This is a genomic window from Glutamicibacter sp. BW78, assembly GCF_002332245.1.
GTDB classification, from domain to species: domain Bacteria; phylum Actinomycetota; class Actinomycetes; order Actinomycetales; family Micrococcaceae; genus Arthrobacter_H; species Arthrobacter_H rhombi_A.
Genome location: NZ_NRGU01000032.1, coordinates 1 through 21,902 on the forward strand (window position 1 = coordinate 1; position 21,902 = coordinate 21,902).

Sequence of the window (21,902 nt, forward strand, 5' to 3'; positions counted from 1 at the left end):
TATTGCTATGAGGCAACAGGCATGGGATCTCGCTAGGTGGGATGCCGGATACTCGCGATGGCGGAACAGATCAGGCGGGGCACTGGTGGCGGTTCAGGTTAATTCGCCGCGCCGCCACGACCGGGCCGCCGCTTCGAGATCCTCCGCCGTCTTCACCAGCAGGTCGGCGTTGCGGGTCAATCGGGTGGCCCGGTCGGCGCTGGAGGTCTCGGAGGCGTCGGCGTGCTCGGCTTGGCCCAAGGAGATGATCCGGCAGAACGCGGCAGTACGTTCCAGAGCCACGTCGAAATCACCGTCGAAGGCTCCGGTCAGGATCGAATCGGTCATCGCCGAGACTTCGTCCGCTCCCGGAGGTTCGGCCACCCCGGCGACGACCCGTGAAACGTCGGCGGTCTGTTGCCCGGCGGCGAAATACGCGGCGTAGCGTTGGGGGTCGCGCCGGGTGGCCGTTCCGAGGGCGTAGAGCCGCCACAGGGCGCCGGGGAGCGAACGGGCCGGGCTCTTGGCCCACAGTTCGGCCAGCACCTCCAGACCCTCCTGATCGGCCAGCTTGATGAGCCGGGCGGTGACTGCGGGATCGGAGTTGGCCCGCCCGTGGTGGACCAACGCCTCGGCCGCCAATTGGCCGGCCTCCGAAATGCGGGCGGGGTCGATACCACTGGCGAAGGGCTCGAAATCTGCCGGGGCAAAAGGTGTCGGGCGGTGGTGTCGGCGTCCACCCGAGCCCGCTGCGGATGTCTGGGCGTCACTCATGTACTCGACGATACTCCGGGCCCAAACACCCCGGCCACGACCTCACTGCAACGGAGAGCGCGGATTGCGTTAGGATATATACCGGCCATCATGGTCGCAGGGGGCCTTTAGCTCAGGTGGTAGAGCATCGGACTTTTAATCCGCTGGTCACGGGTTCGATCCCCGTAGGGCCCACCCGCATCTCGCCCCGTCCCGCATCAGCGGGGCGGGGCGAGATCCGTTTCGGGGTGTCCCCGGGGTGAACCGAATTGGTCCATCGAGCGAAGATTTCAATACGGCAACGATGCTCAGGCCTGCTGTTTCGCCCAGCATGGGCTACCGACTGGTAGCCAGATCGCCGGTATCTCGCTGAAGAGCGGGCGTGGGGCTGATTCGCCGGTACGGACCCGAGTCGGATCTCCGGGGGCGGATCGTGCCCAGAAAGCCACAAGGCAGTTCCCGTCGGGGGCCGGACGTCCTACGCTGGTGGGGTGCGTGTCATCAAGAGGGCCCTGGGGGCCGGTCTGCTAGCCGTCGGCCTGACGGCTGCCTCCATGGTGCCTGCGCTCGCCGAAGGAGCGGATGCCCCGGACTTCCTGACCCCCGACTATCAGCGCTTCCAAGCCCAGTTGAAGCCCGCGGGAGACTTGGCGGCGCCCACACACGACGGCGCACTGCGAGCCGCCGCGTTCAACTCCTCACTCAGCCGCGGGTACGCCGGCGGGTTGGCCCAGGACCTGTCCCAGCCCGGCGACGAGGCAGCCTCGGCCGTGGCGGAAGTCATCCAGCGGACCAACCCCGATGTCGTGCTGCTCAGCGACTTCGACTACGACGAAGACCATGAGGCCGCCGAGGGTTTCCGCACCAATTACCTGCAGCAGGACCAGAACGAACGGCATGCCACCGACTACCCGTACATGTACGTGGCACCGACGAACCACGGGATCCCCACCGGTGCCGATCTGGACGGCAATGGGACCGTCGGGGATGCGACCGACGGATTCGGCTACGGCGAGTTCCCCGGACAACACGGCATGGTCCTGTATTCCAAACACCCGATCCAGCGCGACGGGATCCGGACCTTCCAGAACCTGCTGTGGTCATCGATGCCTGACAACGGACTACCCACCGGGGAGTATTCACCGCTGGTGCGCAGCATCCTGCGGCTGAACAGCTCCACCACGTGGGATGTTCCCGTGAAGGTCAAGGGACATACCGTGCACGTCGTGGCCGCAGATCCCAGTGCCCCCGTCGACGAGGAGGGCAACCAGCAACATCTGCGCAACACGGACGAGATCCGGTTGGTCGCCGACTACGTCTCCGGCGGCGAAGATGCTCAATACATCACCGACGATCAGGGGCAGAGCGGCGGCCTGCCCAAGAATGCGCGCTTCGTGGTCCTCGGCGATCTCGGCGTGGACCCGGGCCAAGACGATGCCGCCCGCGGGTCCGTGAACCAGTTGTTGAGCAATCCATCGGTGAGCGATCCGCGTCCGACGTCGGAAGGCGCCGCGGAAATCGGCACCGACGAGTCCGCTACCTCTGAAACAGAGAAGGCCTCGGCCCCGAAGGCGCGGACGTCGAATGACGATGCTGCCGGCGCCTTGCGCACCGACTATGCCTTGGCCTCGACGACGGTGGACGTCGCAGGGGCCGGCGTGTTCTGGCCCTCAGCCAGGCAGCCGGGACGGGCCCTGGTCTACGGCGACCCGGGTCCCAGCGGGAATCACCGTCTGGTGTGGGTCGATATTGACCTCCCCGGCGCGGACTAGGGACGAAATCCACCGATCGGTTGATCACTGATCGGCAGTTGGTGGGAATAGTTGAAGGCAGGCAATCAGCCTGAACCATCAACGAAAGGTCACCGAAGTGCTCCGCCTTCTCTACACCTCCTTCACCTTCGCGATCGTTGGCGTCTTCTCCGGACTGTTCTATCGGGAGCTGACGAAGGCCAACGACTTCACGGACCGCTCCGCCACGCAACTACCCCTGGTTCACACCCACTTCCTGGTCCTGGGGTTCATCGTCTTGCTGATCGTGATGGTCCTGGAGCGAGTCCTGCACGTTTCCGCGGCAGCACCGAAGCTCTTTAGCTGGTTCTTTTGGATCTGGACCGTCGGCGTGGCGATCACCGGAGGCATGATGCTCGTCAAGGGCACCCTGGCCGTCAAGGGTTCAGATGTTTCCTCCCCGGCGCTGAGTGGGATCGCCGGACTGGGCCACATGCTCCTCACCGCGGGTGTCGTTCTACTTTTCCTGGCGCTGCGCAAGGCAGTTCTTTCCGCGCAACAGGCTCCCCGCGCGTCGGTTTCGCTCTGATGTTCCGGCACGGACGGTCTGTGGCGCCTAAAATCGGGGGATGAAGGAAAAAATTACCGCAGCGGTCCTGGGCCCGGACGGAAAACCCGTAGCCGGTATCCAGGGGGCGATCATCCGGGCCATCGGCGTCCAACGTCCCCTGGTGGTGGCCTACCTGCGCCGATTGCAGCGTAAGCACCCCCGGGCGGACGGCCCGGAAATGGCCCGCCTGCTCCGACGCGACTACCTGGTTGCGGTCACTGGCGGTGGCGCGGCCGTCGGGGCATCGGCGGTGGTTCCCGGGATCGGGACGGCGGCATCGCTGGGCCTCTCGGCGGCCGCTACGGTCGGCTTTCTGGAAGCTAGTGCCCTCTACGCCCAGTCATTGGCCGAATTGCACGGCATCACCACCGAAGACCCGGAAAAGGCCCGGGTGATGGTGATGGCGATCCTGATGGGTGAGGAAGGCAGCGCGATGATCGCCGCCCTGACCCATCAGGCGGCAGGGCGTGGTGTCGGCCCGGTCAAGGGTTGGGGGTCGGTCTTCAGCAACGGAAAATCGTCGGGGGCCTGGGGCGCCATCGGCGCCCAGGTGCAGAAACGCTTCCTGCGCAAGATCCTGGCCACCCAAGGTGCCTCGATCATCGGCCGGGCCATCCCCTTCGGGCTCGGTGCCGCCGTCGGCGGGGTCGGAAACCGGTTCCTGGGCCGCAAGGTCGTCGAATCCGCGTCCCTGGCCTTCGGGCCAGTCCCCACCACCATTCCCGGGGAACTGGAACCACGAAAAGTCATCAGCCAGGTGGTGGAGCCGAGTCGCGTCGCGGACGGTGAGGACCTGGAAGCTGCCCGGACCGCCGTCGAACGCGCGATCGAACAGGAGCGGCTCCGCCGCACCTCCGGCACCCCCTAGACGGCCTCAGCCCAACAGCGTGTTGGCGGCAATGAAGATCGCCAGGCCCGCCAGGGAGCCGACGACGGTGCCGTTGATCCTGATGAACTGCAGGTCCCGGCCCACCTGCAACTCGATTTTCCGGCTCGTCTCGGGTCCGTCCCACCGGGCCACGGTGTCACCGATCAGCGCCGAGATCTGCTCACGGTAGGTGTGGATCAGGTAGCCGGCAGCGGTGGTGATCCACCGGTCGATCTTTTCCGCCAGCACGGTATCGGTGCGCAACCGTGACCCCAGGTCCATGACCGCCCGCACGAAACCGCGGCGCAGTTCGGATTCCGGGTTCTCCAGGGCATCGAGCAGCGCCGCCTTGATGGATTCCCATCCGGTAGCCACCGCCTCGTGCAGTTGCGGATCATCCAGAATGCTGTGCTTGAGCCCTTCCACCTTGGCGATCGTGTCCGGGCTGTGCTGCATATCGCGGGCGAATTCGGCCAGCCAGTCGTCGATGTTGCGGCGCAGCCGATGGTCGGGGTCGGTCCGGACGGCGTCGGTGAAAGCCGCCAACTCGCGGTGTAGCCGTTCACCCACGAAGGTATCCATCATCGACGGCAGCCAGGTGGGGGAGCGCTCGGCGACGAGTTTGACCACTGTCTGACGGTTCACCGCCACCCAGTCGGCAACCCGTTCTGCCAGCAGGTCCACGAAGGGGCGCTGGTGTCCGTCGCGCAGGACCAGTTCGAGCATGCGGCCCAGGGTCGGGGACCATTCCGGTGCCAACATGTGCTTGCGGGCCAGGGACTCGGCCAAGGCCAATACGTCCTCGTCGTTCACCACCGAAAGCAGGGCACGGATCGCCGTCGCCCCTTCCACGGCGACGCGTTCGGCATTCTTGGCCTCGGTGAGCCACGCCCCGGCGGGCGCGGCGAAGGACAGCGAAGCGAGTTTGCTGCCCACGACCTCATCGGAGAGGAAGTTCTCCTCGATGAAGCCGCCCAGGCTCTCACCGATCTGGTCCTTCTTGCGCGGGATGATGGCCGTATGCGGGATCGGCAGACCCAGTGGGTGGCGGAAGAGCGCTGTGACGGCGAACCAGTCGGCCAGGGCACCGACCATCCCGCCCTCGGCCGCCGCCCTGACGTATTGGAGCCACCCATGGGACTCCTGCAGGGCGAAGGACACGGCGAACAGAACCGCCATCCCGATCAACAGTCCCGTGGCAATGGTCTTCATGCGCCGCAACGCTGCGGACCGTTCGACGTCGGAGATCAGCTGCATGGTGGTCCAATCGGTGAGATGTCTCGGTGGCGCGCTTCCACGATAGTTCACCGGCTCGCCAGCGGATCGCAGAAACGAGTCCGGGGCATCGCGTAGCGTATGGAACATGCACCATGTCTACGCACATCGCGGGTCCAGCGCCGCCTACGCGGAAAACACCAGGGCCGCCTATCTACAGGCGCTCGCCGACGGGGCCGATGGGATCGAATGCGACGTCCACCTCACCCGTGACGGCCGGATCGTCTGCCATCACGACCAGACGGTGGACCGGACCTCGAACGCGTCGGGGCGGATCTCCTCGTTCACACTGCAGGAACTGCGCGAGCTGGACTTCGCCTCCTGGAAGGGCCGGGAGATTCCCGCCGACTACGGGACACTGCAGGAACAACTCCTGACGTTGGGCGAACTGGTGGAGCTGGCCGCCTCCGCGGGACGTCCGATCGGCTTGGCCATCGAGATCAAGCACCCCAGCGAATTCGGGCGCCGACTCGAAGACGCCGTATTGGCGGAACTGACCCGGCTGGGTTGGGAGGCGGCCACCTCGAAGATCGGAGACGTCACTCTCAGCTTCATGTGCTTCGATCCCGGATCGGTCCGCCACCTCTCCTCCCGGGTTGCCCCGGACTTCCTGTGCCAACTGGTGACCGGAGCGAACCCCCGAAAGGTCGCAGCCCTCGAAGAGCGCGGGGACCACCTCGGCGCCCAGGTCGCGTCCGTCGTCTACGGGGCCGAACAGGAAGGCGTTCCAGCCATCGAGGCGGGAACAGCCGGCGTTGCGGGCCCGGGCGTTGCCTGGGTGCGCCGCCACGAGGACACCGTCAGGGCGTGGCTCCATCACGGAACCCGGCTGCGCGTGTGGACCGTGGACCGGGAGGAGGACATCGAATTCCTCGCCGGCGTGGGTGTCCAGGAAATGACCAGCAACGATCCGAAGCACACGCGCGACGTTTTGAATTCACTGGCCCGGGCGTGAACACCGGGTCCGAAACGGTGCGGGCCGTCGGCATCGACCGGCTGACCGATGCCGCGGGCATCCATCAGCTTCGGCTGCCGGCCCCGGAATGTGGGGCCGACCAGGTGGTCCTGGCCGTGGAGGCCGTCGCCGTGAACCACGTCGACACCTTCGTCCGCTCCGGGGTCTACGCCACGGAACTGGAATTTCCCGTGGCGGTCGGCCGGGACGCGGTGGGGACCATCGAGGCCGTGGGCGCCTCGGTGACCGGCCTGCAGGTCGGGCAGCGGGCCTGGACCAACAGCCTCGGTTTCGCAGGCCGGCCCGGAGCGACCGCCGAACGGGTCGCCGTCGACGCCGAACAGGCTTATCTACTTCCCCCTGACGTGGACCCGGTCACCGCCGCCGCTGCGCTGCATCCCTGCACGACGGCGGTCCTGGCTGTTCAGCGGCAGGGGAACCTCCAGCCCGGGGAGAGTATCTACATTGCCGGGGGTGCCGGGCAGGTCGGCTCGGCGGCCATCGTGCTCGCCGTGGCCCGCGGGGCCCGGGTGCTGGCCTCCGCCTCGGCCGACGATGCAGGCTATTGCCGCGGACTCGGCGCCCAGACGGTGCTGGACTACCGCGACCCCGACCTGGTGCCGCGACTGCTCCAGGCCGTCCCCGATGGCATCGACGTGCACATCGACACCGCAGGACATAACGACCTGGCGGCGGCGGTGAAACTCGCTGCGCCCCGCGGGCGGATCGTTCTCCTGGCCGGGCCCACCACGGAAGCTGTCTTGCCCGTGGGACAGCTCTACATGCGCGACGCGAGCCTGCGCGGTTTCGCGATCAGCAACGCCACCGTCGGCGAACTGGCCGACGCCGCAGCAACCGTCAACATGCTGCTGGCCAGCGGGGTCTGGACGCCCCGGCAGGTGAGCCTCGGGTCCTTCGACGACGCCGGGTGGGCCCACGCGCGACTGGAATCGGGGCAGAACCGCGGCACCCGGATCGTTTTGCGGCCGGCACCCTGACTCGGGAGGCCCCGCGCGTGGATAGACTGCCGAGGTGAAGTTCAGCCAGTCCCCGGCCGTGAAGACGGGCCTGTCCATCGCCGTGGCGACGGGCCTCTACGGCATCTCCTTCGGCGCGCTCGCCGTGGCTTCCGGGCTGAGCTTCTGGCAGACCGTGGCCTTGAGCGCGCTGATGTTCACCGGCGGCTCACAATTCGCGTTCATCGGGGTCGTGGCCGGCGGAGGTGCCGGTTCGGCGGCCTTCGGTGCCGCCACCCTGTTGGGGATCCGCAACATCATCTACGGGATGCAGATGAACTCCATGGCCCGCCCCACCGGATGGCGCAAGGCGGCCGCAGCCCACGTGACCATCGACGAATCCACGGCCACCGCCGTCGTCCAGGAGGAGCTGATAGAGGTCCGCCGCGGGTTTTGGACCGCCGGGCTGGGGACCTTCATCCTCTGGAACCTGTTCACGATCGCCGGGGCCCTACTCGGCGACGCGCTGGGAGATCCGAAGGCCTGGGGGTTGGACGGGGCCGCGGTCGCAGCCTTCCTGGCCTTGTTATGGCCCCGGCTGTCCTCGCGTGAACCCGTGGCCATTGCCGTGGTCTGCGCGGCGGCCACCGTGCTGGCCATCCCGTTCGTGCCACCGGGCATCCCGATCCTCATTGCTGCACTCGTTGCCGGGGTGTGGGGTTGGGTTGGACACCAGGGACGGGAGGCCCGCGCATGAGTCTGTGGTGGTGGATCCTGGCCGCCTGCGTGGTGGCCTACCTGTCCAAGCTTTCCGGTTATTTGGTGCCAGCCAGGATCCTGGACAAACCGCGCATGGGCCGGGTGGCCGGGACGCTGACCATCGGGCTGTTGGCTTCACTGACCGCTGTGAACACTTTTGCCAGCGGTCAGGAGCTCGTCCTCGACGCCCGGATCGGCGCCCTGCTGGCAGCGGCGATCGCTCTGCTGCTGCGGGCCCCGTTCCTGCTGGTCGTGATGGTTGGGGCGGTGGCCGCGGCATTGCTCCGGCTGGCTGGAATGCCCTAGGACGACGGAGCAGCAACGTTCAGTCGTGCTGCGCCCGGCGTTGTCGGGCGAGGGACACCAGCACGAAGAACACGGCGATGAATCCCAACTCCAGCAGGCATAACACGATCAACGGGATCCACGCGGACTGGCCGATGAAGATGATGGCTCCCATCAGCAATAAGAGGGTGGCCATCACCAGCACGAACCAGGCGAAACCCAAGACCGTGCGGGCACTCCGCATGCCGGTGCGGAAACCGAAACCGTCAGGGACGGGCCCGGCGCCGTGGAACTCGGTGGACCCATTGGCGTAGTGGTCTTCGGCCGGCCTGGGCGGCTGCCCTGTTCGGGCTCCGTATCTTGGTTCATCCGGTTCATCGGGTTCGTCAGGTGAGCGCGGATGCTCCAGCCATGACGGCATGACGATCGCCTCCTTGGGTGGCGTGCTTCATGGTCCAAGTCTGCCTCATCGGCGCTTCCCTGGCACGGGCGCGGCTCAAGCCCAATCGGCCGGCTTGCCAACCCGGCGGAAGGCCGCGGAGGAGAACAACAGCAGCAGCGCGGAGCCGAACAGGGCCACCGTCGCGTAGAGGGCGATCTGGAGGTTTCCTCCGTGGATCAACCAGCCGGCGGCCAACGGGGAGAGTGCCGACAGGCCCATGTTCAGGACCGTGAGGGTCGATCCAGCGCGGCCCTGGAAGTGGATGGGGATCACCGTGAAGACGTAGCCGCTGATGGCCGCACCCGTGGCGGGGGTGGCCAGGCCCAGGATGGTGAACCAGAGGAAGAGGAACGCGTATTCATGGAAGAACACCAGCCCGACGATGCCCGCCATGGCAGTGGTCAAGGAAATCAAGACCAGCGTCGGGACGCGCATCTTCGGCACGACGATGCCACCGAGGATGGCCCCACCGAGCATGGATGCGGCCATGGCGCCATTGAGCCAGCCGATGAGCAGGGGGTCCACTTCCCGGGACACCAGATCCAGTTGGATGGTGAAGACCGCCAGCGTCGTCGCGGCGTTTAGCGCCGTCGCGGCCAGTGCTGCGGCACGCAATGCGGGGTTGGAGAACACGATGCGAAACCCAGAGGAAATATCCTTCGGGATGACCTTGATGCCGGCCCCGATCCGGGACATCCGCCCCTGCCGGGGGGTGTGAGAAGGATCCTTCGTCTCGTCGCCATAAGGGAACAGGTCGGCTTGGATTCGTTGGGCCGAGAGCAGCAGGACCAGGAGTGCGACGGCGGAGAAGGCAAAGGGAAGCCAGGGAGCGAAGGCATAGAGCACGGCACCAAAGGGGCCACCGGCGATCTCGATGGCTGCGTCGCGGCCCTGATTGACGGATTGGGCGCGAGCGAAGTTGCCGCCGCTGACGATCGAACGCAGGGCGGCATTATCTGCCATGCCGAAGAGTGACCTGCCGATCGCGCCGAGCGCGACAAACAGAATCAGGGCGGGAAAGGTCAGCAGGTCCATCGCCTGCAGCAGCGCCACGATCCCCCAGGTCAATGCGCCCAGGCTTGCGCGCCAGATCATGCAGACGCGTCGGTCGGTCCGATCCACCAGGACCCCGCCGACCAGTACGAGCGTCACGAAGATCGCCGAGCTGATGGTGATCAACGATCCGGCCAGGACCGCCGATCCGGTGAGAGCGAACGCAAGCAGCGGCAGGGCGAAATCACGGACCGACACCGTGAGGGAGTCGCTGGTGGTGCCGGCGATCCACCACCGGTAGTCCTTGATGCTGAGGAGCTTCTCTTCGGGGGCGGAGTCGGTACTTTGGGACGACATCTACCGGGCAGCCTCAAGAAGCGGGATAACAGAATGGTTGTGAGTCACAGAATTCACCTTATTGCTATCGTGAATTTTGTCAATGCTGTGGAAAAACTGTAAATAACCGAAGAGTCCAGTCCTTGACGCGAGAGGGCGCGCCCCGCGGTGTAGGTGAACTACTGCTGGGCGGTGGCCAAGGCGGCGGTCTGGGCGGCGATTTCGGACTCCTCGTCGGTGGGGACCACCAGGACGGGGATGGCCGACTCGGGGGCAGAAATGACCCGCGGCTGCTTGCTGCGCTCGACATTGGACATCTCGTCGAGCTTGACGCCCAGGGCGCCGAGACCACCGACCACGCGCTGGCGGAACAACCAACCGTTTTCCCCGATGCCAGCGGTGAAGACGATGGCCTGCGCGCCGCCCACGGCCACGTGGTATCCGCCGATGTACTTCTGCAGCCGGTAGGCGGCGACCTCCAGAGCCAGCTCCGCGCCGTCGTCGCCTTGGGAGGCAGTCTCGACGACCGAACGCATGTCGTTTTCGCCCGAGAGCCCCTTCAGGCCCGAGTCCTGGTTGAGGATGTGGTCCATCTGCTCGGCCGTGTACTCGCCGCGGATGACCAACTGGGTGACGATCGAGGCATCGAGGTCACCGGACCGGGTGCCCATGACCAGTCCCTCGAGCGGGGTGTAGCCCATCGAGGTGTCGATGCTCTTGCCCTGGCGAATGGCGGTGATCGAGGCGCCGTTGCCCAGATGGGCGATGACCGCACGGAAGCGCTGGCGTTCGATGCCCAGCAGTTCGGCGGCTTTGCCGGCCACGTAGTCGTGGCTGGTTCCGTGGAAGCCGTAGCGGCGGACGCCATGACGCTTATAGAGGTCATCGGGCACGGCATAGCGCCAGGCGTATTCGGGCATGGTGCGGTGGAAGGCGGTGTCGAAGACGGCCACCTGGGGGAGTTTGGGCCACTTCTCCAACAGGGCGCGGATGCCCAGTGCGGCCGCGGGGTTGTGCAGGGGAGCCAGCGGTGCCAACCGCTCAATGGCGCGGACGATCTCGTGGGTGATCAGCACCGGCTCGGCGAAGCGCTCGCCACCGTGGACCACCCGGTGTCCGACGGCCTCGATCTGGCGCTCACCCAGAACCCCGTGCAGGTGTTCCTGCACGGTTTCCAAGGCGGCGGCGTGGTCGGGAACCTCCGGACCGCCGATTCGTTCGACCAGCCCGGCGAGCAGGATCTCATCGGTTCCGGTTTCACGGACCTGGTATTTCAGCGAGGATGATCCCGAGTTGATGACCAGTACGAGCATGGGTGGGACTCCTAGTGTTCCTGGGCCTGGATGGCGGTGATGGCCACCGTATTGACGACGTCGTCCACGGTGCAGCCGCGGGAGAGGTCGTTGACGGGTTGATTCAGTCCCTGCAGGACCGGGCCGACCGCGACGGCGCCAGCCGATTGCTGGACTGCCTTATAGGTGTTGTTCCCGGTGTTCAGGTTCGGGAAGATGAACACCGTTGCCTGCCCGGCCACCGAGGACCCCGGCAACTTGGAGGCACCGATGGAGGTGTCCACTGCGGCGTCGTACTGGATGGGCCCATCCACTGCCAGCCCGGGTTCGCGCCGGCGCACCAGATCGGTGGCGGTACGGACCTCGTCGACGGATCCTCCGGTGCCCGAGGCGCCCGTCGAGTAGGAGAGCATCGCCACCCGGGGGTTGACCCCGAACTGCCGGGCCGTCTGTGCCGAAGCCAGGGCTATATCGGCCAGCTGGTTCGCATCCGGGTCCGGGTTGACCGCACAATCGCCGTAGACCAGAACACGGTCCTCCATGAGCATCAAGAAGACCGAAGACACGATATCCACTCCGGGACGGGTCTTGATGAACTCCAATGAGGGGCGGATCGTGTTGGCGGTGGTGTGGGCGGCTCCGGAGACCATGCCATCCACGTGGCCCAGATGGACCATCATCGTGGCGAAATAGGAGCGGTCGAGCAGGCGCTCACGGGCCGATTCAACCGTGACACCTCGGTGGGCGCGCAACCGGGCGTATTCGGCGGCGAACCCCTCCAACAGATCGCTGCGGGCCGGATCGGTGATGGGGATGCCGTCCAGGTCGATGCCATGGGACGCAGCCAGTTCGCGGACCTCGTGGGTATTGCCCAGGATGACTAGATCGCAGATCCCGCGACGGCTGATGATCTCCGCCGCCCGCAGGATCCGCAGATCCTCGCCCTCGGGCAAGACGATCCGCTTACGCTCCGATCGTGCACGTTCCACCAGCTGGTGCAGGAACCGCAGCGGGGTCATGGTCTCCGGTGCCGGCAGCGAGAGCCGGGCCAGCAGTTCGTCCTCGTCGACGTCCCGATACCAGGCACCCAGGGCGGCTGCCGTCTTGCGCGGCTGCCCCGCGGTCAACGCCCCCGAGACCTCCCAGACCCGGTGCGCCGTGGAATAGGTGTCCTCCTCGACGGTGAAGACCGGGAAGGGGGCGGCAGCCAACAGCGGCAGGACAGAGTCCTCGATCGGCCGGGGGCCGGTGAGCAACAACCCGGCGGTGGTGGGAAAACCGGGGGTCCTGGAGGTCGCCACGGCGGTGGCCATGACGTCGGAACGGTCAGCCGGGGCGATCACCAACGAATCGTCCCGGTAGCGGTCGAGCAGATAACCCACGTTCATGGCCGCGACCAGGACATGGTCGATGTCGCGGTCCAGTTCCGGGGCACCGGCGACCAGCCGGGCGCCCAACGCCGAACTCACTTCCCCGACCGTGGGCCGGATGATCTCCGCGATCTCGGGCAGCACATACACCTTGCGGTGCCGCAGTCCCGGACGCACGGACTCCCGGATCTGATCCGCCAGCTCCGGGTCGGCCCGGTTCACGATCATCGACAGGAGGGAGACGTTTTCCTCGTAGAAACCCTTGCGGGCCAGGTCGACGGCGTCCACGGCCTCGGTGACGGTATGCTCCGCCGCGTTGATCACGCCCACCACATGGCAGCCCAGATGGTTGGCCAGTTGGGCGTTGAGCCCGAATTCCAGGGCGGCATCGTGATCGGATAGGTCGGTCCCCTCCACGATGACGACGTCGACATCGCGGGCGATCCGGCTGTAGGTATCCAGGGCCCGGGAATGGATTTCGTCGAGATTCCCGGCGACGATGAGTTCGCGGGCCTGCGCTCGGGTCATCGCGACGCCGACATGGGACTCGTCCAGATCGAAGAGATCGCGGATCAACGCGACAACGGGGTCGGTGTCCACATCGGGGCCGTCGGTGATGGGACGGAAAAAGCCGATCCTGTCGGCGTGGCGGTGCAAGAGGTCCGCCAGACCCAGGGTGACCAGTGACTTCCCGCTGGCGGGGGTGGATGCACTGACATAAATGCCGCGGGCCATGGGTCTCCTTCGAAGGCGGTCGCTGTGCCTGACCCATCGTGCCACGCCGGACGCGGCAATGCCCACGACCCCGATCACATCCGGGCGTGGGCATTGCCGCAATTTTTGGCTCAGGCCGCGGTGGTCTCAGGAGCCGTGAGCCGACCATCGCGCATCGTGGCGACGGCATCGGTCAGCGGAACGAATTCGGTGTCGTGGGTGACCATGACGGTGGCGACCTGGAATTCGTCGGTGACCTGGCGCAGCAGCCTTACGATCGAGTCACTGCGGTCGTGGTCCAGTGCCGCAGTCGGTTCGTCCACGAGCAGCACCTTCGGGTCCCCCATGAGGGCCCGGGCGATGTTCACGCGCTGACGTTGACCCCCGGAGAGCTGGTGCGGACGCTTATGGGATGCCTCGTCCAAGCCGACGATCCCCAGCAGTTCGGCGGCCCTCACCCGTGCTTCCTTCACCGATTTGCCGCGTAGGTGGTCCACGATGACCAGTTGTTCCAGCGAGGTCAACGAGGCCAAGAGGTTCGGCTGCTGGAAGACGATGCCGATCTTCTCGCGTCGCAGGGTGGTCAGGTCCTGATCGGAGAGTCCGGTCGCTTCGGCCCCGTCGACGAAGACCCGTCCGGCGGTGGGACGGACCAATGTGGCAGCGGTGGCCAGGAGGCTGGACTTCCCCGAGCCGGAGGGGCCGACGAGGGAGAGCATCTGACCGGGGCGGACGGTGAGGTCGACGCCGTCCAGTGCCTTGACGGTACCCTCGCCGTCCGGGTATTCGAGAGTGACGTCGATCAGGCTCAGCGAGCCGGTGTTGGCGGTGGTGGCGGCGGGGTCGTATTCGGTGGTGATGGTCATGGGGCGTTTTCCTTTAGGCAAAGACGGAGGGGTGGTTCGGAGGGGCCGTGCCGGGACGGCCCGGGGCGTTAGTTGCCGCCCAGGGCGATTAGCGCGTCGACCTTGGTGGTGCGCCGGACGGCCAAGGCCGATCCGGCCAGCCCCAGGACGACGATCCCGAGAATGGGGAGCAGCGTCGTCGTGGCGTCCACCAGGAAGGGCGCGGCTTGGGCGGCAAAGAATCCGCCGGCGACCCCCACGGCGCCACCCAGTGCGGCGCCGGCGATCAGGACGATGGCGGCCTGGGTGATGGCATCGCGGAGGATGTATTTGCCGGAGCCGCCCAGCGCCTTGAGCACCGCGATATCGCGGGTCCGCTGGACGGTCCAGACGGTGAGGAAGGCGACGATGACCAGTGCCGAAATGCCGTACAGGAAGGCCTGCATCATCAGCAGCGAGCCGTGCTCGCTCTGGTAGGCGCCCAGGGCTTGGAAGGCGCCGGTGCGGGTAGTGGTCACGGTATCGGCGGCGGAGTTCGCTGCCGCCTCGTCGACGGTGGCACCGTCGTCGTAGGTGATCGCGGTGACGGTGCCGACCTGATCGGGGTTGGTCAGATGGGCGAGCTTGGTCCACGTCGGCAGGGCGGTCCAGACGACGCTGGTATGTGAGTACCACTGGTCCTCGACGACGGAGGCGACCCGGAGTTCGGTTCCACCCAGGGTGACCTGATCGCCGGTGCCGACCGACAAATCCTCTGCGGCGGTCTGGCTCAGCACCACGGTGTCGTCCTCCACGGTGGCCGGAGCGAGCTGGCCTGTGGTTTCGACGCCGAAGACGGCGACGTTGGTGGTACCTCCCGCGGTATCGGCGGAGCCGGACTGCAGGCGGGTTTGGCTGATGCCCAGCGGCTCGGCATCCTTCACGCCGTCAGCGCCCCTCCAGGTATCGACTTGGGCCGCGGTGACTTCACTTTCGGTGAAGGACGCCTGGGGCTCCGCATTTCCGGCGGCGCCGAAGGCGATGCTGTCCACCGGCTTGGACGTTCCGCTGGCGTGGATTGAACCCAGTTTGGCGATGGACGATGTCGACTGGTCACCCAGTCCGGCAGTCAGGCCCGAGAGCATGACCAGCAGCAGGGTGATCAGGGCGACGACGCCGCCCATCAGGGCGAAGCGGCCCTTGGCGAAGCGGATGTCACGGATAGCGAGGAACACGGTGTACTACTTTCGGGGGTCGTGGTGGCCGGATGGCCTATATATCCACTGTCCCGCGGAGCGTTCCCCGTTCCATCAACCGATCGGTTGATCCTGATCCAGCCCTAGATTTTGGAGGTCTCCAACTCGATCCTGCGGCGGCCCTCCGGCCCGACGAAACGGTAGGCGACGAGCAGCATGAGGGTCCAGACGGCGCCGACCACCAACGCCGTCCGTCCGGCTTCGCTGAAGCCCAGGATGAACACGATAAAGACCATGAAGGCCAACCCCAGGTAGCTCAGCACGGGCCAGAACGGCAGGACGTAGTTGCCCGGTGCCTGGCCGGTAGCCCGCAGTTCTAGACGCATCCGGTGGTGAGCCAGCAGGATGGTCCCCCAGGTGAATACGGTGGCGAAGGTGGCGATGGAGGCGACGATGAGGAAGAGCTGGTCGGGGATCCAGAAGTAGAGACCCAGACCGATCAGCAAGCACACCGAAACCATGGCCACCGGCCAGAGCGGGATCCCGTTGCGGGAAAGACGCCCGAAGGAAGCCGGCGCATTGCCCTGCTCTGCCAGCCCGTACATGGTGCGGGTCGCTGCGTAGAAGATCGAGTTCATGGCGGAGAGGGCGGCGGTGAGGACGACGGCGTTGATGATGTGTTCCGCAGCCGGGATGCCCAGACCGGCGAAGACCTGCACGAAGGGGCTGCCCTCGGAGCCGATCTCGTTCCAGGGGAACAGGCAGAGCATCACCCCGATGGAGAGCACATAGAAGATCAGGATGCGCATCGGCACGGTGTTCACGGCCTTCGGAATGGCCTTCGCCGGGTCACCGGTCTCCCCAGCGGTCATGCCCAGGGTCTCGATGCCACCGAAGGAAAAGACCACGATGCCCAGGCTCATCACGATGCCCCAGACACCGAAGGGCGCGAAACCGCCGTGATCGAAGAGGTTGTGCAGACCCGGCTGGTAGCCGCCGACGTTGACAGCGAAGACGATGAGGTAGAGGCCGCCGATGATCATGGCGATGATGGTGACGATTTTGACGAGCGTGAACCAGAATTCCAGTTCCCCGAAGACGCTCACACGCAACAGGTTCAGCCCGCCGATGAGCAGCATGGCGGCCAGCATCCAGATCCAGCCCGGTGCCTCCGGATACCACATCCCCATGTACTGACCCACGGCCGTCATATCGGCAATGGCGACGACCACCATCTCGAAGGCGAAGGTCCACCCCACCAGGAATCCGGAGAGGGGGCTGATGTACCGGTTCGCGTACTGGGCGAAGGATCCGGCCACCGGGTGGCGAACGGCCATTTCGCCGAGGGCGCGCATGACCGTGAAGACCACGCAACCGGCGATGATGTAGGCCACCAGCACCGCAGGCCCGGCCGCCTGGATCGTCTCGGCGGACCCGTAGAACAGGCCGGTGCCGATCGCCGAACCGAGGGCGATGAAACGGATGTGCCGGAGGGAGAGCTTCCGCTCGAGGGAGGGCCCCGACGTCGTCGGCGGGGTGGAAGTCCGTGATTCTTGCATGGTCCTGCCTGGGGTAGCGGCTAAGGGAAGGCGGTCCACGGTGTCGGCGAACCGCATTAACTGTGGCACAGGATGTGCGTCTGAACACAATGCATGGGTGACAACCGGCTCCCGTGGTGGGATCCTGAGAGCATGATCGTTGCCTTCTCTGTTTCCACCAACATGCCGAACACCGACGGGTCGGTCCACGAAGCCGTGGCCGCTGCCGTGCAGGTCGTCAGGGATTCCGGCCTGCCGAACAACACGTCCTCGATGTTCACCGAGATCGAAGGGGAATGGGATGAGGTGATGGAGGTAGTCAAACGGGCCACCGAAGCGGTCGCCGCTTACGGCAACCGGGTCTCGCTGGTCCTCAAAGCCGATATCCGCCCCGGCCATACCGGTGAACTCACCGGCAAGATCGACCGTCTGCAAAAGGCGTTGGAACGTAGCCACGGCTAACCGGTGGCCGCGGGGTCTGCCGGCGGCATTAAGCTGGTGGGGTGCGAATCAACGACTACACCATCCGTCAGGCCACGGCCGAGGACATTGACGCGACGCTGTCCATGAAACTCGCGGCCTGGCGCGAGACCTACGCCGATCAGCGCCCCGCCTCCTTCTTCGAACTGCAGGAATCACGCCACGAGCGCCAAGTGGACTGGTGGACCCGCGGCCTCGCGGCCGGCGCAGAGCTCTGGATCGCCACCGATCCAGCCGGCCGGATCGTCGGCTGTGCCGGCGGCGCCCCCGTCCTGGACGAGGACGCCGCCACCGGAGCCACCGCCGAACTGCAGATGCTCTACGTCCTCTCCGAGGCTTACGGCAGCGGTCTGGGCGCAGGGCTGATGCGCGCCGCGATCGGCAACCTCCCGGCGGCGCTGTGGGTGCTCGAGCACAATCCGCGCGCCCAAGCCTTCTACCGCAAGCACGGCTTTGACTTCGACGGCACCCGTGAACTGCTGGCCGACGAGTGGGAGGGCCTGTACGAGCTGCGCATGGTCCGGCCGGGACCCCGTGGCTAAATCCCGCTCCCGCAAATCCTCGACGCCGGCGACTGCCGCCGAGACCGGGCCGGTCGCCGGGGACTACCCGATCGACACCGGCACCGCCACACTGGAACGCGACCCCTACGACGACGACGGCTGGATCCTCAAGGTCAACGGCGTCCCTTCATCCCATGTCGATCTCGCCGACCCGTTGCGCTTGGACTTCGAGTACATGCGTTGGATGGCAGCCCTGGTGGGTGCCCGCTTCCCGCAAGGGCACGACGGCGGTGGCCACCGGTTGCGGGCCCTGCACCTGGGAGGGGGCGCTTGTTCGATGGGACGGTGGGTCGCCGCTGCCTACCCGGATTCCCGCCAGGTGGTCGTCGAGCTGGATGGGCGCCTGGCCGAGCTGGTGCGCGGTTGGTTCGATCTGCCGCGCGCACCACTGCTGCGCCTGCGCACCGGCGAGGCGGGCGAGGTCCTGCGGTCCCTGACCGATGACACCCGGGATCTGCTCATCCGTGACGTCTTCGCCGGGGATAAGACCCCTGCGGACCTGACCACCGTGGGCTTCACCCGCGAGGCGGCCCGCGTCCTGGCCGGGGACGGGCTGTACATCGTGAACTGCGGGGACACCCCGAAATTGGAGACGGCCCGCCGGGAGGCTGCCACCATCGGTACCGTCTTCGCCCACACAGCGATCGTGGCCGACCCGGCGATGCTCAAGGGACGTCGCTACGGGAACATGGTCATTGCCGCCTCCAACGCCCCCATCCCGGCGGGCCCGGGCATGTTGCGCGAGCTACTCGGCGGTGCAGTGCCAGCCCAGCATTGGGATGACGCCCGCGTCCGCTCCTTCGCCGGGACCTCGGCGGTCATCGACGATGGACCGGGAACCCCCGGCTAGGAGGCCTGGAAGTCGCCCGTGCGCACGTATTCGAGGTAGAGCTCCAGCACCCGGGCGGCCGATCTGCTCATCGGCTGCGGAGGCTCAGTGAGTGGGTGGAAGGCGATTTCGGTGACCTCGGATTCCTCGGCATGCGTCGGCCCCCGGGTCCCGCGCCAGAGGAAACACAGGGCGAAGGCGTGCACGCGGTCCCCGTTGGGGTAGTGCAATTCGTGGTATTGCGGATCCGACAGCGCAGCAAAGGGGACCAGTTCCGTCGGCGGGGCGATCAGCCCGGTCTCCTCGGCCAGTTCGGTGCATGCAACGCCCCGGAAATTCTGTCCGGGTTCGGCAGCCCCTCCCGGGAACTCCCAGCGCCCGGTGTCGACCCGGCGTTGGAAGAGGGCCTGGCCGTCGTCGTCCAGGACCACCACCTGCGCGCCGGGAACCAGCAGCAGTCGTGAGCCCACGTCCTGGCGCAGTTGCCACAGATACGACCCTTCATGTCCCATCCGGCCAGCCTAGACGCTCTCCGGTGGTCTCGAAGAGGGCCTGGCTAGAGGCCGATGGCCTGGTCGATGACGCCGATGCCGAAGAAGACCACGAAGGCCGCGGCGACGACCCACATCAAGGGGTGGATTTCCTTCGTCCTGCCCTGGATGGTCCGCATGAAGACGTAGGCCACGAAACCGGCGCCGATGCCGTTGGCGATGGAGTAGGTGAACGGCATGAGGATGAACGTCAGGAACGCAGGCAGGGCCACGCCCCAGTCCGTCCAGTCGATTTTGGTGATTTGGGTGATCATCATGAATCCGACCACTACCAGTGCCGGGGCGACGGCTTCGAAGGGCACCAGGTGGATCAGCGGGGTCAGGAACATCGCGGCAATGAACAGCACCCCGGTGACGATCGAGGCCAGGCCGGTGCGCGCCCCTTCGCCGATGCCGGCACCGGACTCGACGAAGATCTGGCTCGAGGAGGACGAGGCTCCACCGCCGGCGATGGCGCCGAGCGAATCGACGAGCAGCACGCGGTTGACGTCGTAGATGTTGCCGTCCTTGTCGACGTTCCCGGCTTCGTTGGCGAGTCCGACCATGGTGCCCATGGCGTCGAAGAAGATCGAGAGCAGGATGACGAAGGCCAGCAGTAGCGCGGAGGTGGCGCCTAGGTGCTGGAAGGGTCCAACCACGTTGGCCTGGCCGATCAGGCTCAGGTCCGGCGCCTGCCAGTTGGGCATGGAAGGAACCACCAGCGACCAGCCCTGCGGGTTGGCTGTGGTCCCGTCGAAGGAGGGGCCGATATGGAAGATGGCCTCGAGGATGTTTGCCAGCACCGAGGTGGCGACGATCCCGATGAGGATCGCTCCCTTGGTCTTGCGGACCACCAGTGCCATGGTCAGCAACAGGCCGAACACGAAGACCAGGGTGGGCCAGCCGATCAGTTCGCCGTCGAAGCCCAGCCCGACAGGCACCGTGGTCCCTGCGGCGTCGGGGATGCGCCGCACGAAGCCGGCATTGACCAGGCCGATCAGGGCGATGAACATGCCGATTCCCACCACGATGGCCGTCTTCAGGCTCGCGGGCACGGCGTTGAACACCGCCGTCCGGAAGCCGGTCAGGACCAGGACGAACATGGTGGCACCGGAAATGACGACCAAACCCATGACGTCCGGCCAGGTCAGGCCGGGGTTCGTCGCCACCGTCACGGCCACGAAGGCGTTCACGCCCAACCCGGTGGCCAGGGCGAAGGGGTGCTTGGCCCAGGCTCCCATGAGGATCGTCAGGACACCGGCGACCAGAGCCGTGGCCGCCGCCACGCGGGCCGAGCCGAGCTCGGCGCCCGTGGAGTCCGCGCCGCTGAGGATCAGCGGGTTGAGCACCACGATGTAGCTCATGGCGAAGAAGGTCGCCAGTCCACCACGGATCTCACGGGAGTAGTTGGAACCACGTTCGGTGATCTTGAAATATCGATCGACGGTGCCGAGCGCGTTTTTAGCCATGCGCAGAATCCTAATGTGTGCAGTCGGCTCCAATCCACGTGGAAGTAGGTAGTGTGAAGAGAACCACTACGGTGGACTTTTAGCCGGAAGACAACAGTGGCCGACTGCCAAGGAGTGACCGTCATGAGCGAAGCAAACGTTCCACAGGAGGCCGCGGTGACGGCGGAGGGCATCGTCGTCGGTGTCGACGGCTCGGACCCCGCGCTATGTGCCCTGGATTGGGCAGCCGTCGAGGCCAAGCGACGCGGAGTTCCGCTGAACGTGGTCACCTGCTACACGATCCCCGTTTTCGCCGCTTCCAGCATGGACGCCGGCTACGCCACCCTGGATGACCAGGTCATCAGGGACGGTGCGCAGGAAGTCCTTGACGCCGCTAGGGATCGTATCGGTGAAACGGATGTGGAGGTGCGCCTGCGCATCGAATCGGGAGACCCCTCGGGTGTGCTGCTGGAACTCAGTGAAGAGGCCGACCTCATTGTGGTCGGGACCCGCGGCCGTGGCGGTTTCGTCGGACGGCTCCTCGGATCGGTCAGTAGTGCCTTGCCCGCCCACTCCAAATGCCCCACCGTCATCGTCCCGGTGTGTACAGCCAAGCGCTCCGATGCCGGCTCGGAGGTCCGAGACATCGTCGTGGTGGGTATTGATGGTTCGGACCGGGCCCGGCGGGCCGTCCTGGTGGCGGCGGAACAGGCCATGTCCCGGGCGGTACCGCTGCGCGTGGTTTGTGCGCTACCCCCTGTCAGTGGATCGCTGGCCTGGATGCCGGCCACCGTTGATCAGGAAGCCCTGACCCTGGATGTGCGCCGTCAATTGAGGGTTGGCACACGCTGGCTGGCCAGCCACTTCCCGGATCTGGTCATCGAGACTGACGTCATCCAAGGTGCCCCGATTGAGGTGCTCATCGAGGAGTCCGCGACGGCGGAGCTACTGGTCACCGGTTCACGTGGTCGCGGCGGATTCGCAGGCATGCTGCTGGGCTCCACCTCGCAGGGTGTCCTGCACCATTCCAAGGGCCCGGTTCTGGTGGTCCCCGATTCACCTGATCCCCGCCTGGAGGATCGCGCCGATTTCGATACCGACGACGTCGACTGAACCACCCACAAAAAAGGCCCTCTTCCCGCGGTGCGGGAAGAGGGCCTTTTCAGGTCCTGCGGCG

Annotated in this window: 22 protein-coding genes and 1 tRNA gene; 12 read left to right on the plus strand and 11 right to left on the minus strand. The window is 66.2% G+C overall.

Features of this window, described 5'->3' with window-relative positions:
* Positions 1-93 precede the first annotated feature (93 nt).
* Entirely contained in the window at positions 94-753 is a 660-nt protein-coding gene (locus CIK75_RS08615) for a hypothetical protein (RefSeq protein ID WP_086997590.1), read from the minus strand.
* Positions 754-854: 101 nt separating this feature from the next.
* Here CIK75_RS08615 and CIK75_RS08620 point away from each other — a divergent pair.
* From CIK75_RS08620 to CIK75_RS08635, 4 genes are all read left to right on the plus strand, one after another.
* Positions 855-927, plus strand: a tRNA-Lys gene (locus CIK75_RS08620).
* A 296-nt stretch (positions 928-1,223) separates the two neighbouring features.
* Positions 1,224-2,504 carry an endonuclease/exonuclease/phosphatase family protein gene (locus tag CIK75_RS08625; RefSeq protein WP_086997587.1) on the plus strand — a complete coding sequence of 427 codons (1,281 nt, stop codon included), beginning with the start codon at positions 1,224-1,226 and terminating at the stop codon, positions 2,502-2,504.
* Positions 2,505-2,601: 97 nt separating this feature from the next.
* On the plus strand, positions 2,602-3,051 hold the full coding sequence (locus tag CIK75_RS08630; RefSeq protein ID WP_086997584.1) for a DUF2871 domain-containing protein: 450 nt from the start codon (positions 2,602-2,604) through the stop codon (positions 3,049-3,051).
* 40 nt (positions 3,052-3,091) lie between these two features.
* Positions 3,092-3,940, plus strand: coding sequence for a hypothetical protein (locus tag CIK75_RS08635; RefSeq protein WP_086997581.1), 849 nt, complete (start codon positions 3,092-3,094; stop codon positions 3,938-3,940).
* A gap of 6 nt (positions 3,941-3,946) precedes the next feature.
* Here CIK75_RS08635 and CIK75_RS08640 read toward each other — a convergent pair whose 3' ends face one another.
* Positions 3,947-5,305: a DUF445 family protein gene (locus CIK75_RS08640; RefSeq protein WP_241895377.1), complete on the minus strand. Its 1,359-nt coding sequence runs from the start codon at positions 5,303-5,305 to the stop codon at positions 3,947-3,949.
* Here CIK75_RS08640 and CIK75_RS08645 point away from each other — a divergent pair.
* From CIK75_RS08645 to CIK75_RS08660, 4 genes are read left to right on the plus strand one after another with little or no spacing between them, the layout of a single operon-like run.
* Positions 5,304-6,170, plus strand: coding sequence for a glycerophosphodiester phosphodiesterase family protein (locus tag CIK75_RS08645; protein ID WP_086997578.1), 867 nt, complete (start codon positions 5,304-5,306; stop codon positions 6,168-6,170). The genes CIK75_RS08640 and CIK75_RS08645 overlap by 2 nt on opposite strands.
* On the plus strand, positions 6,167-7,168 hold the full coding sequence (locus CIK75_RS08650; RefSeq protein WP_198962420.1) for an NADPH:quinone reductase: 1,002 nt from the start codon (positions 6,167-6,169) through the stop codon (positions 7,166-7,168). The genes CIK75_RS08645 and CIK75_RS08650 overlap by 4 nt, the downstream gene beginning before the upstream one ends.
* A 34-nt stretch (positions 7,169-7,202) precedes the next feature.
* Positions 7,203-7,883, plus strand: coding sequence for an AzlC family ABC transporter permease (locus CIK75_RS08655; RefSeq protein ID WP_086997576.1), 681 nt, complete (start codon positions 7,203-7,205; stop codon positions 7,881-7,883).
* Complete coding sequence (locus tag CIK75_RS08660) at positions 7,880-8,191, plus strand: AzlD domain-containing protein (RefSeq protein ID WP_086997573.1); 312 nt, start codon at positions 7,880-7,882, stop codon at positions 8,189-8,191. Before CIK75_RS08655 ends, CIK75_RS08660 begins: the two co-directional genes overlap by 4 nt.
* 19 nt (positions 8,192-8,210) lie before the next feature.
* Here CIK75_RS08660 and CIK75_RS08665 read toward each other — a convergent pair whose 3' ends face one another.
* The 7 genes from CIK75_RS08665 to CIK75_RS08695 form a co-directional block, all read right to left on the minus strand.
* Positions 8,211-8,591, minus strand: coding sequence for a hypothetical protein (locus CIK75_RS08665; protein ID WP_086997570.1), 381 nt, complete (start codon positions 8,589-8,591; stop codon positions 8,211-8,213).
* Between the two features lie 75 nt (positions 8,592-8,666).
* Positions 8,667-9,962 carry an MFS transporter gene (locus tag CIK75_RS08670; protein WP_086997568.1) on the minus strand — a complete coding sequence of 432 codons (1,296 nt, stop codon included), beginning with the start codon at positions 9,960-9,962 and terminating at the stop codon, positions 8,667-8,669.
* A gap of 158 nt (positions 9,963-10,120) precedes the next feature.
* Complete coding sequence (locus tag CIK75_RS08675; RefSeq protein WP_086997565.1) at positions 10,121-11,254, minus strand: acetate kinase; 1,134 nt, start codon at positions 11,252-11,254, stop codon at positions 10,121-10,123.
* 11 nt (positions 11,255-11,265) lie between these two features.
* The gene (pta, locus tag CIK75_RS08680; RefSeq protein WP_086997562.1) at positions 11,266-13,338 is read right to left on the minus strand and encodes a phosphate acetyltransferase; all 2,073 of its coding nucleotides are present in this window, start codon (positions 13,336-13,338) and stop codon (positions 11,266-11,268) included.
* A 110-nt stretch (positions 13,339-13,448) separates the two neighbouring features.
* Complete coding sequence (locus CIK75_RS08685; RefSeq protein ID WP_086997559.1) at positions 13,449-14,183, minus strand: ABC transporter ATP-binding protein; 735 nt, start codon at positions 14,181-14,183, stop codon at positions 13,449-13,451.
* A 68-nt stretch (positions 14,184-14,251) separates the two neighbouring features.
* Positions 14,252-15,376, minus strand: coding sequence for an ABC transporter permease (locus tag CIK75_RS08690; RefSeq protein WP_086997557.1), 1,125 nt, complete (start codon positions 15,374-15,376; stop codon positions 14,252-14,254).
* A gap of 104 nt (positions 15,377-15,480) precedes the next feature.
* On the minus strand, positions 15,481-16,896 hold the full coding sequence (locus CIK75_RS08695; RefSeq protein ID WP_086997555.1) for an amino acid permease: 1,416 nt from the start codon (positions 16,894-16,896) through the stop codon (positions 15,481-15,483).
* Positions 16,897-17,028: 132 nt separating this feature from the next.
* Between CIK75_RS08695 and CIK75_RS08700 the strand changes: the two genes are divergently transcribed.
* The 3 genes from CIK75_RS08700 to CIK75_RS08710 are packed head-to-tail and all read left to right on the plus strand — an operon-like array spanning position 17,029 to position 18,768.
* Complete coding sequence (locus tag CIK75_RS08700) at positions 17,029-17,337, plus strand: thiamine-binding protein (protein WP_086997647.1); 309 nt, start codon at positions 17,029-17,031, stop codon at positions 17,335-17,337.
* A gap of 41 nt (positions 17,338-17,378) precedes the next feature.
* A complete protein-coding gene (locus CIK75_RS08705) occupies positions 17,379-17,897 on the plus strand; it encodes a GNAT family N-acetyltransferase (protein WP_086997552.1) in 519 nt (172 codons plus the stop codon).
* A complete protein-coding gene (locus CIK75_RS08710) occupies positions 17,890-18,768 on the plus strand; it encodes a fused MFS/spermidine synthase (RefSeq protein WP_086997550.1) in 879 nt (292 codons plus the stop codon). The genes CIK75_RS08705 and CIK75_RS08710 overlap by 8 nt, the downstream gene beginning before the upstream one ends.
* Here the strand turns inward: CIK75_RS08710 and CIK75_RS08715 are convergent.
* Together CIK75_RS08715 and CIK75_RS08720 are read right to left on the minus strand one after the other, a co-directional pair.
* Complete coding sequence (locus tag CIK75_RS08715; RefSeq protein WP_086997547.1) at positions 18,765-19,259, minus strand: NUDIX domain-containing protein; 495 nt, start codon at positions 19,257-19,259, stop codon at positions 18,765-18,767. The two genes, CIK75_RS08710 and CIK75_RS08715, sit on opposite strands and share 4 nt — an antisense overlap.
* A 44-nt stretch (positions 19,260-19,303) precedes the next feature.
* Positions 19,304-20,746 (minus strand): NCS2 family permease, encoded by a 1,443-nt coding sequence (locus CIK75_RS08720; protein ID WP_096223687.1) that lies wholly within the window; start codon positions 20,744-20,746, stop codon positions 19,304-19,306.
* Positions 20,747-20,869: 123 nt separating this feature from the next.
* Here CIK75_RS08720 and CIK75_RS08725 point away from each other — a divergent pair, with 123 nt between their 5' ends.
* Complete coding sequence (locus CIK75_RS08725) at positions 20,870-21,838, plus strand: universal stress protein (RefSeq protein WP_096223688.1); 969 nt, start codon at positions 20,870-20,872, stop codon at positions 21,836-21,838.
* Positions 21,839-21,902 lie beyond the last annotated feature (64 nt).

What these genes read in the sequence shown, in the direction of transcription:
- CIK75_RS08615 (WP_086997590.1), bottom strand. Translation starts at nt 753, where the DNA reads ATGAGTGACGCCCAGACATCCGCAGCGGGCTCGGGTGGACGCCGACAC.
- CIK75_RS08635 (WP_086997581.1), top strand. Translation starts at nt 3,092, where the DNA reads ATGAAGGAAAAAATTACCGCAGCGGTCCTGGGCCCGGACGGAAAACCC.
- CIK75_RS08645 (WP_086997578.1), top strand. Translation starts at nt 5,304, where the DNA reads ATGCACCATGTCTACGCACATCGCGGGTCCAGCGCCGCCTACGCGGAA.
- CIK75_RS08640 (WP_241895377.1), bottom strand. Translation starts at nt 5,305, where the DNA reads ATGTTCCATACGCTACGCGATGCCCCGGACTCGTTTCTGCGATCCGCT.
- CIK75_RS08660 (WP_086997573.1), top strand. Translation starts at nt 7,880, where the DNA reads ATGAGTCTGTGGTGGTGGATCCTGGCCGCCTGCGTGGTGGCCTACCTG.
- CIK75_RS08665 (WP_086997570.1), bottom strand. Translation starts at nt 8,591, where the DNA reads ATGCCGTCATGGCTGGAGCATCCGCGCTCACCTGACGAACCCGATGAA.
- CIK75_RS08670 (WP_086997568.1), bottom strand. Translation starts at nt 9,962, where the DNA reads ATGTCGTCCCAAAGTACCGACTCCGCCCCCGAAGAGAAGCTCCTCAGC.
- CIK75_RS08675 (WP_086997565.1), bottom strand. Translation starts at nt 11,254, where the DNA reads ATGCTCGTACTGGTCATCAACTCGGGATCATCCTCGCTGAAATACCAG.
- pta (WP_086997562.1), bottom strand. Translation starts at nt 13,338, where the DNA reads ATGGCCCGCGGCATTTATGTCAGTGCATCCACCCCCGCCAGCGGGAAG.
- CIK75_RS08685 (WP_086997559.1), bottom strand. Translation starts at nt 14,183, where the DNA reads ATGACCATCACCACCGAATACGACCCCGCCGCCACCACCGCCAACACC.
- CIK75_RS08695 (WP_086997555.1), bottom strand. Translation starts at nt 16,896, where the DNA reads ATGCAAGAATCACGGACTTCCACCCCGCCGACGACGTCGGGGCCCTCC.
- CIK75_RS08700 (WP_086997647.1), top strand. Translation starts at nt 17,029, where the DNA reads ATGATCGTTGCCTTCTCTGTTTCCACCAACATGCCGAACACCGACGGG.
- CIK75_RS08715 (WP_086997547.1), bottom strand. Translation starts at nt 19,259, where the DNA reads ATGGGACATGAAGGGTCGTATCTGTGGCAACTGCGCCAGGACGTGGGC.
- CIK75_RS08720 (WP_096223687.1), bottom strand. Translation starts at nt 20,746, where the DNA reads ATGGCTAAAAACGCGCTCGGCACCGTCGATCGATATTTCAAGATCACC.
- CIK75_RS08725 (WP_096223688.1), top strand. Translation starts at nt 20,870, where the DNA reads ATGAGCGAAGCAAACGTTCCACAGGAGGCCGCGGTGACGGCGGAGGGC.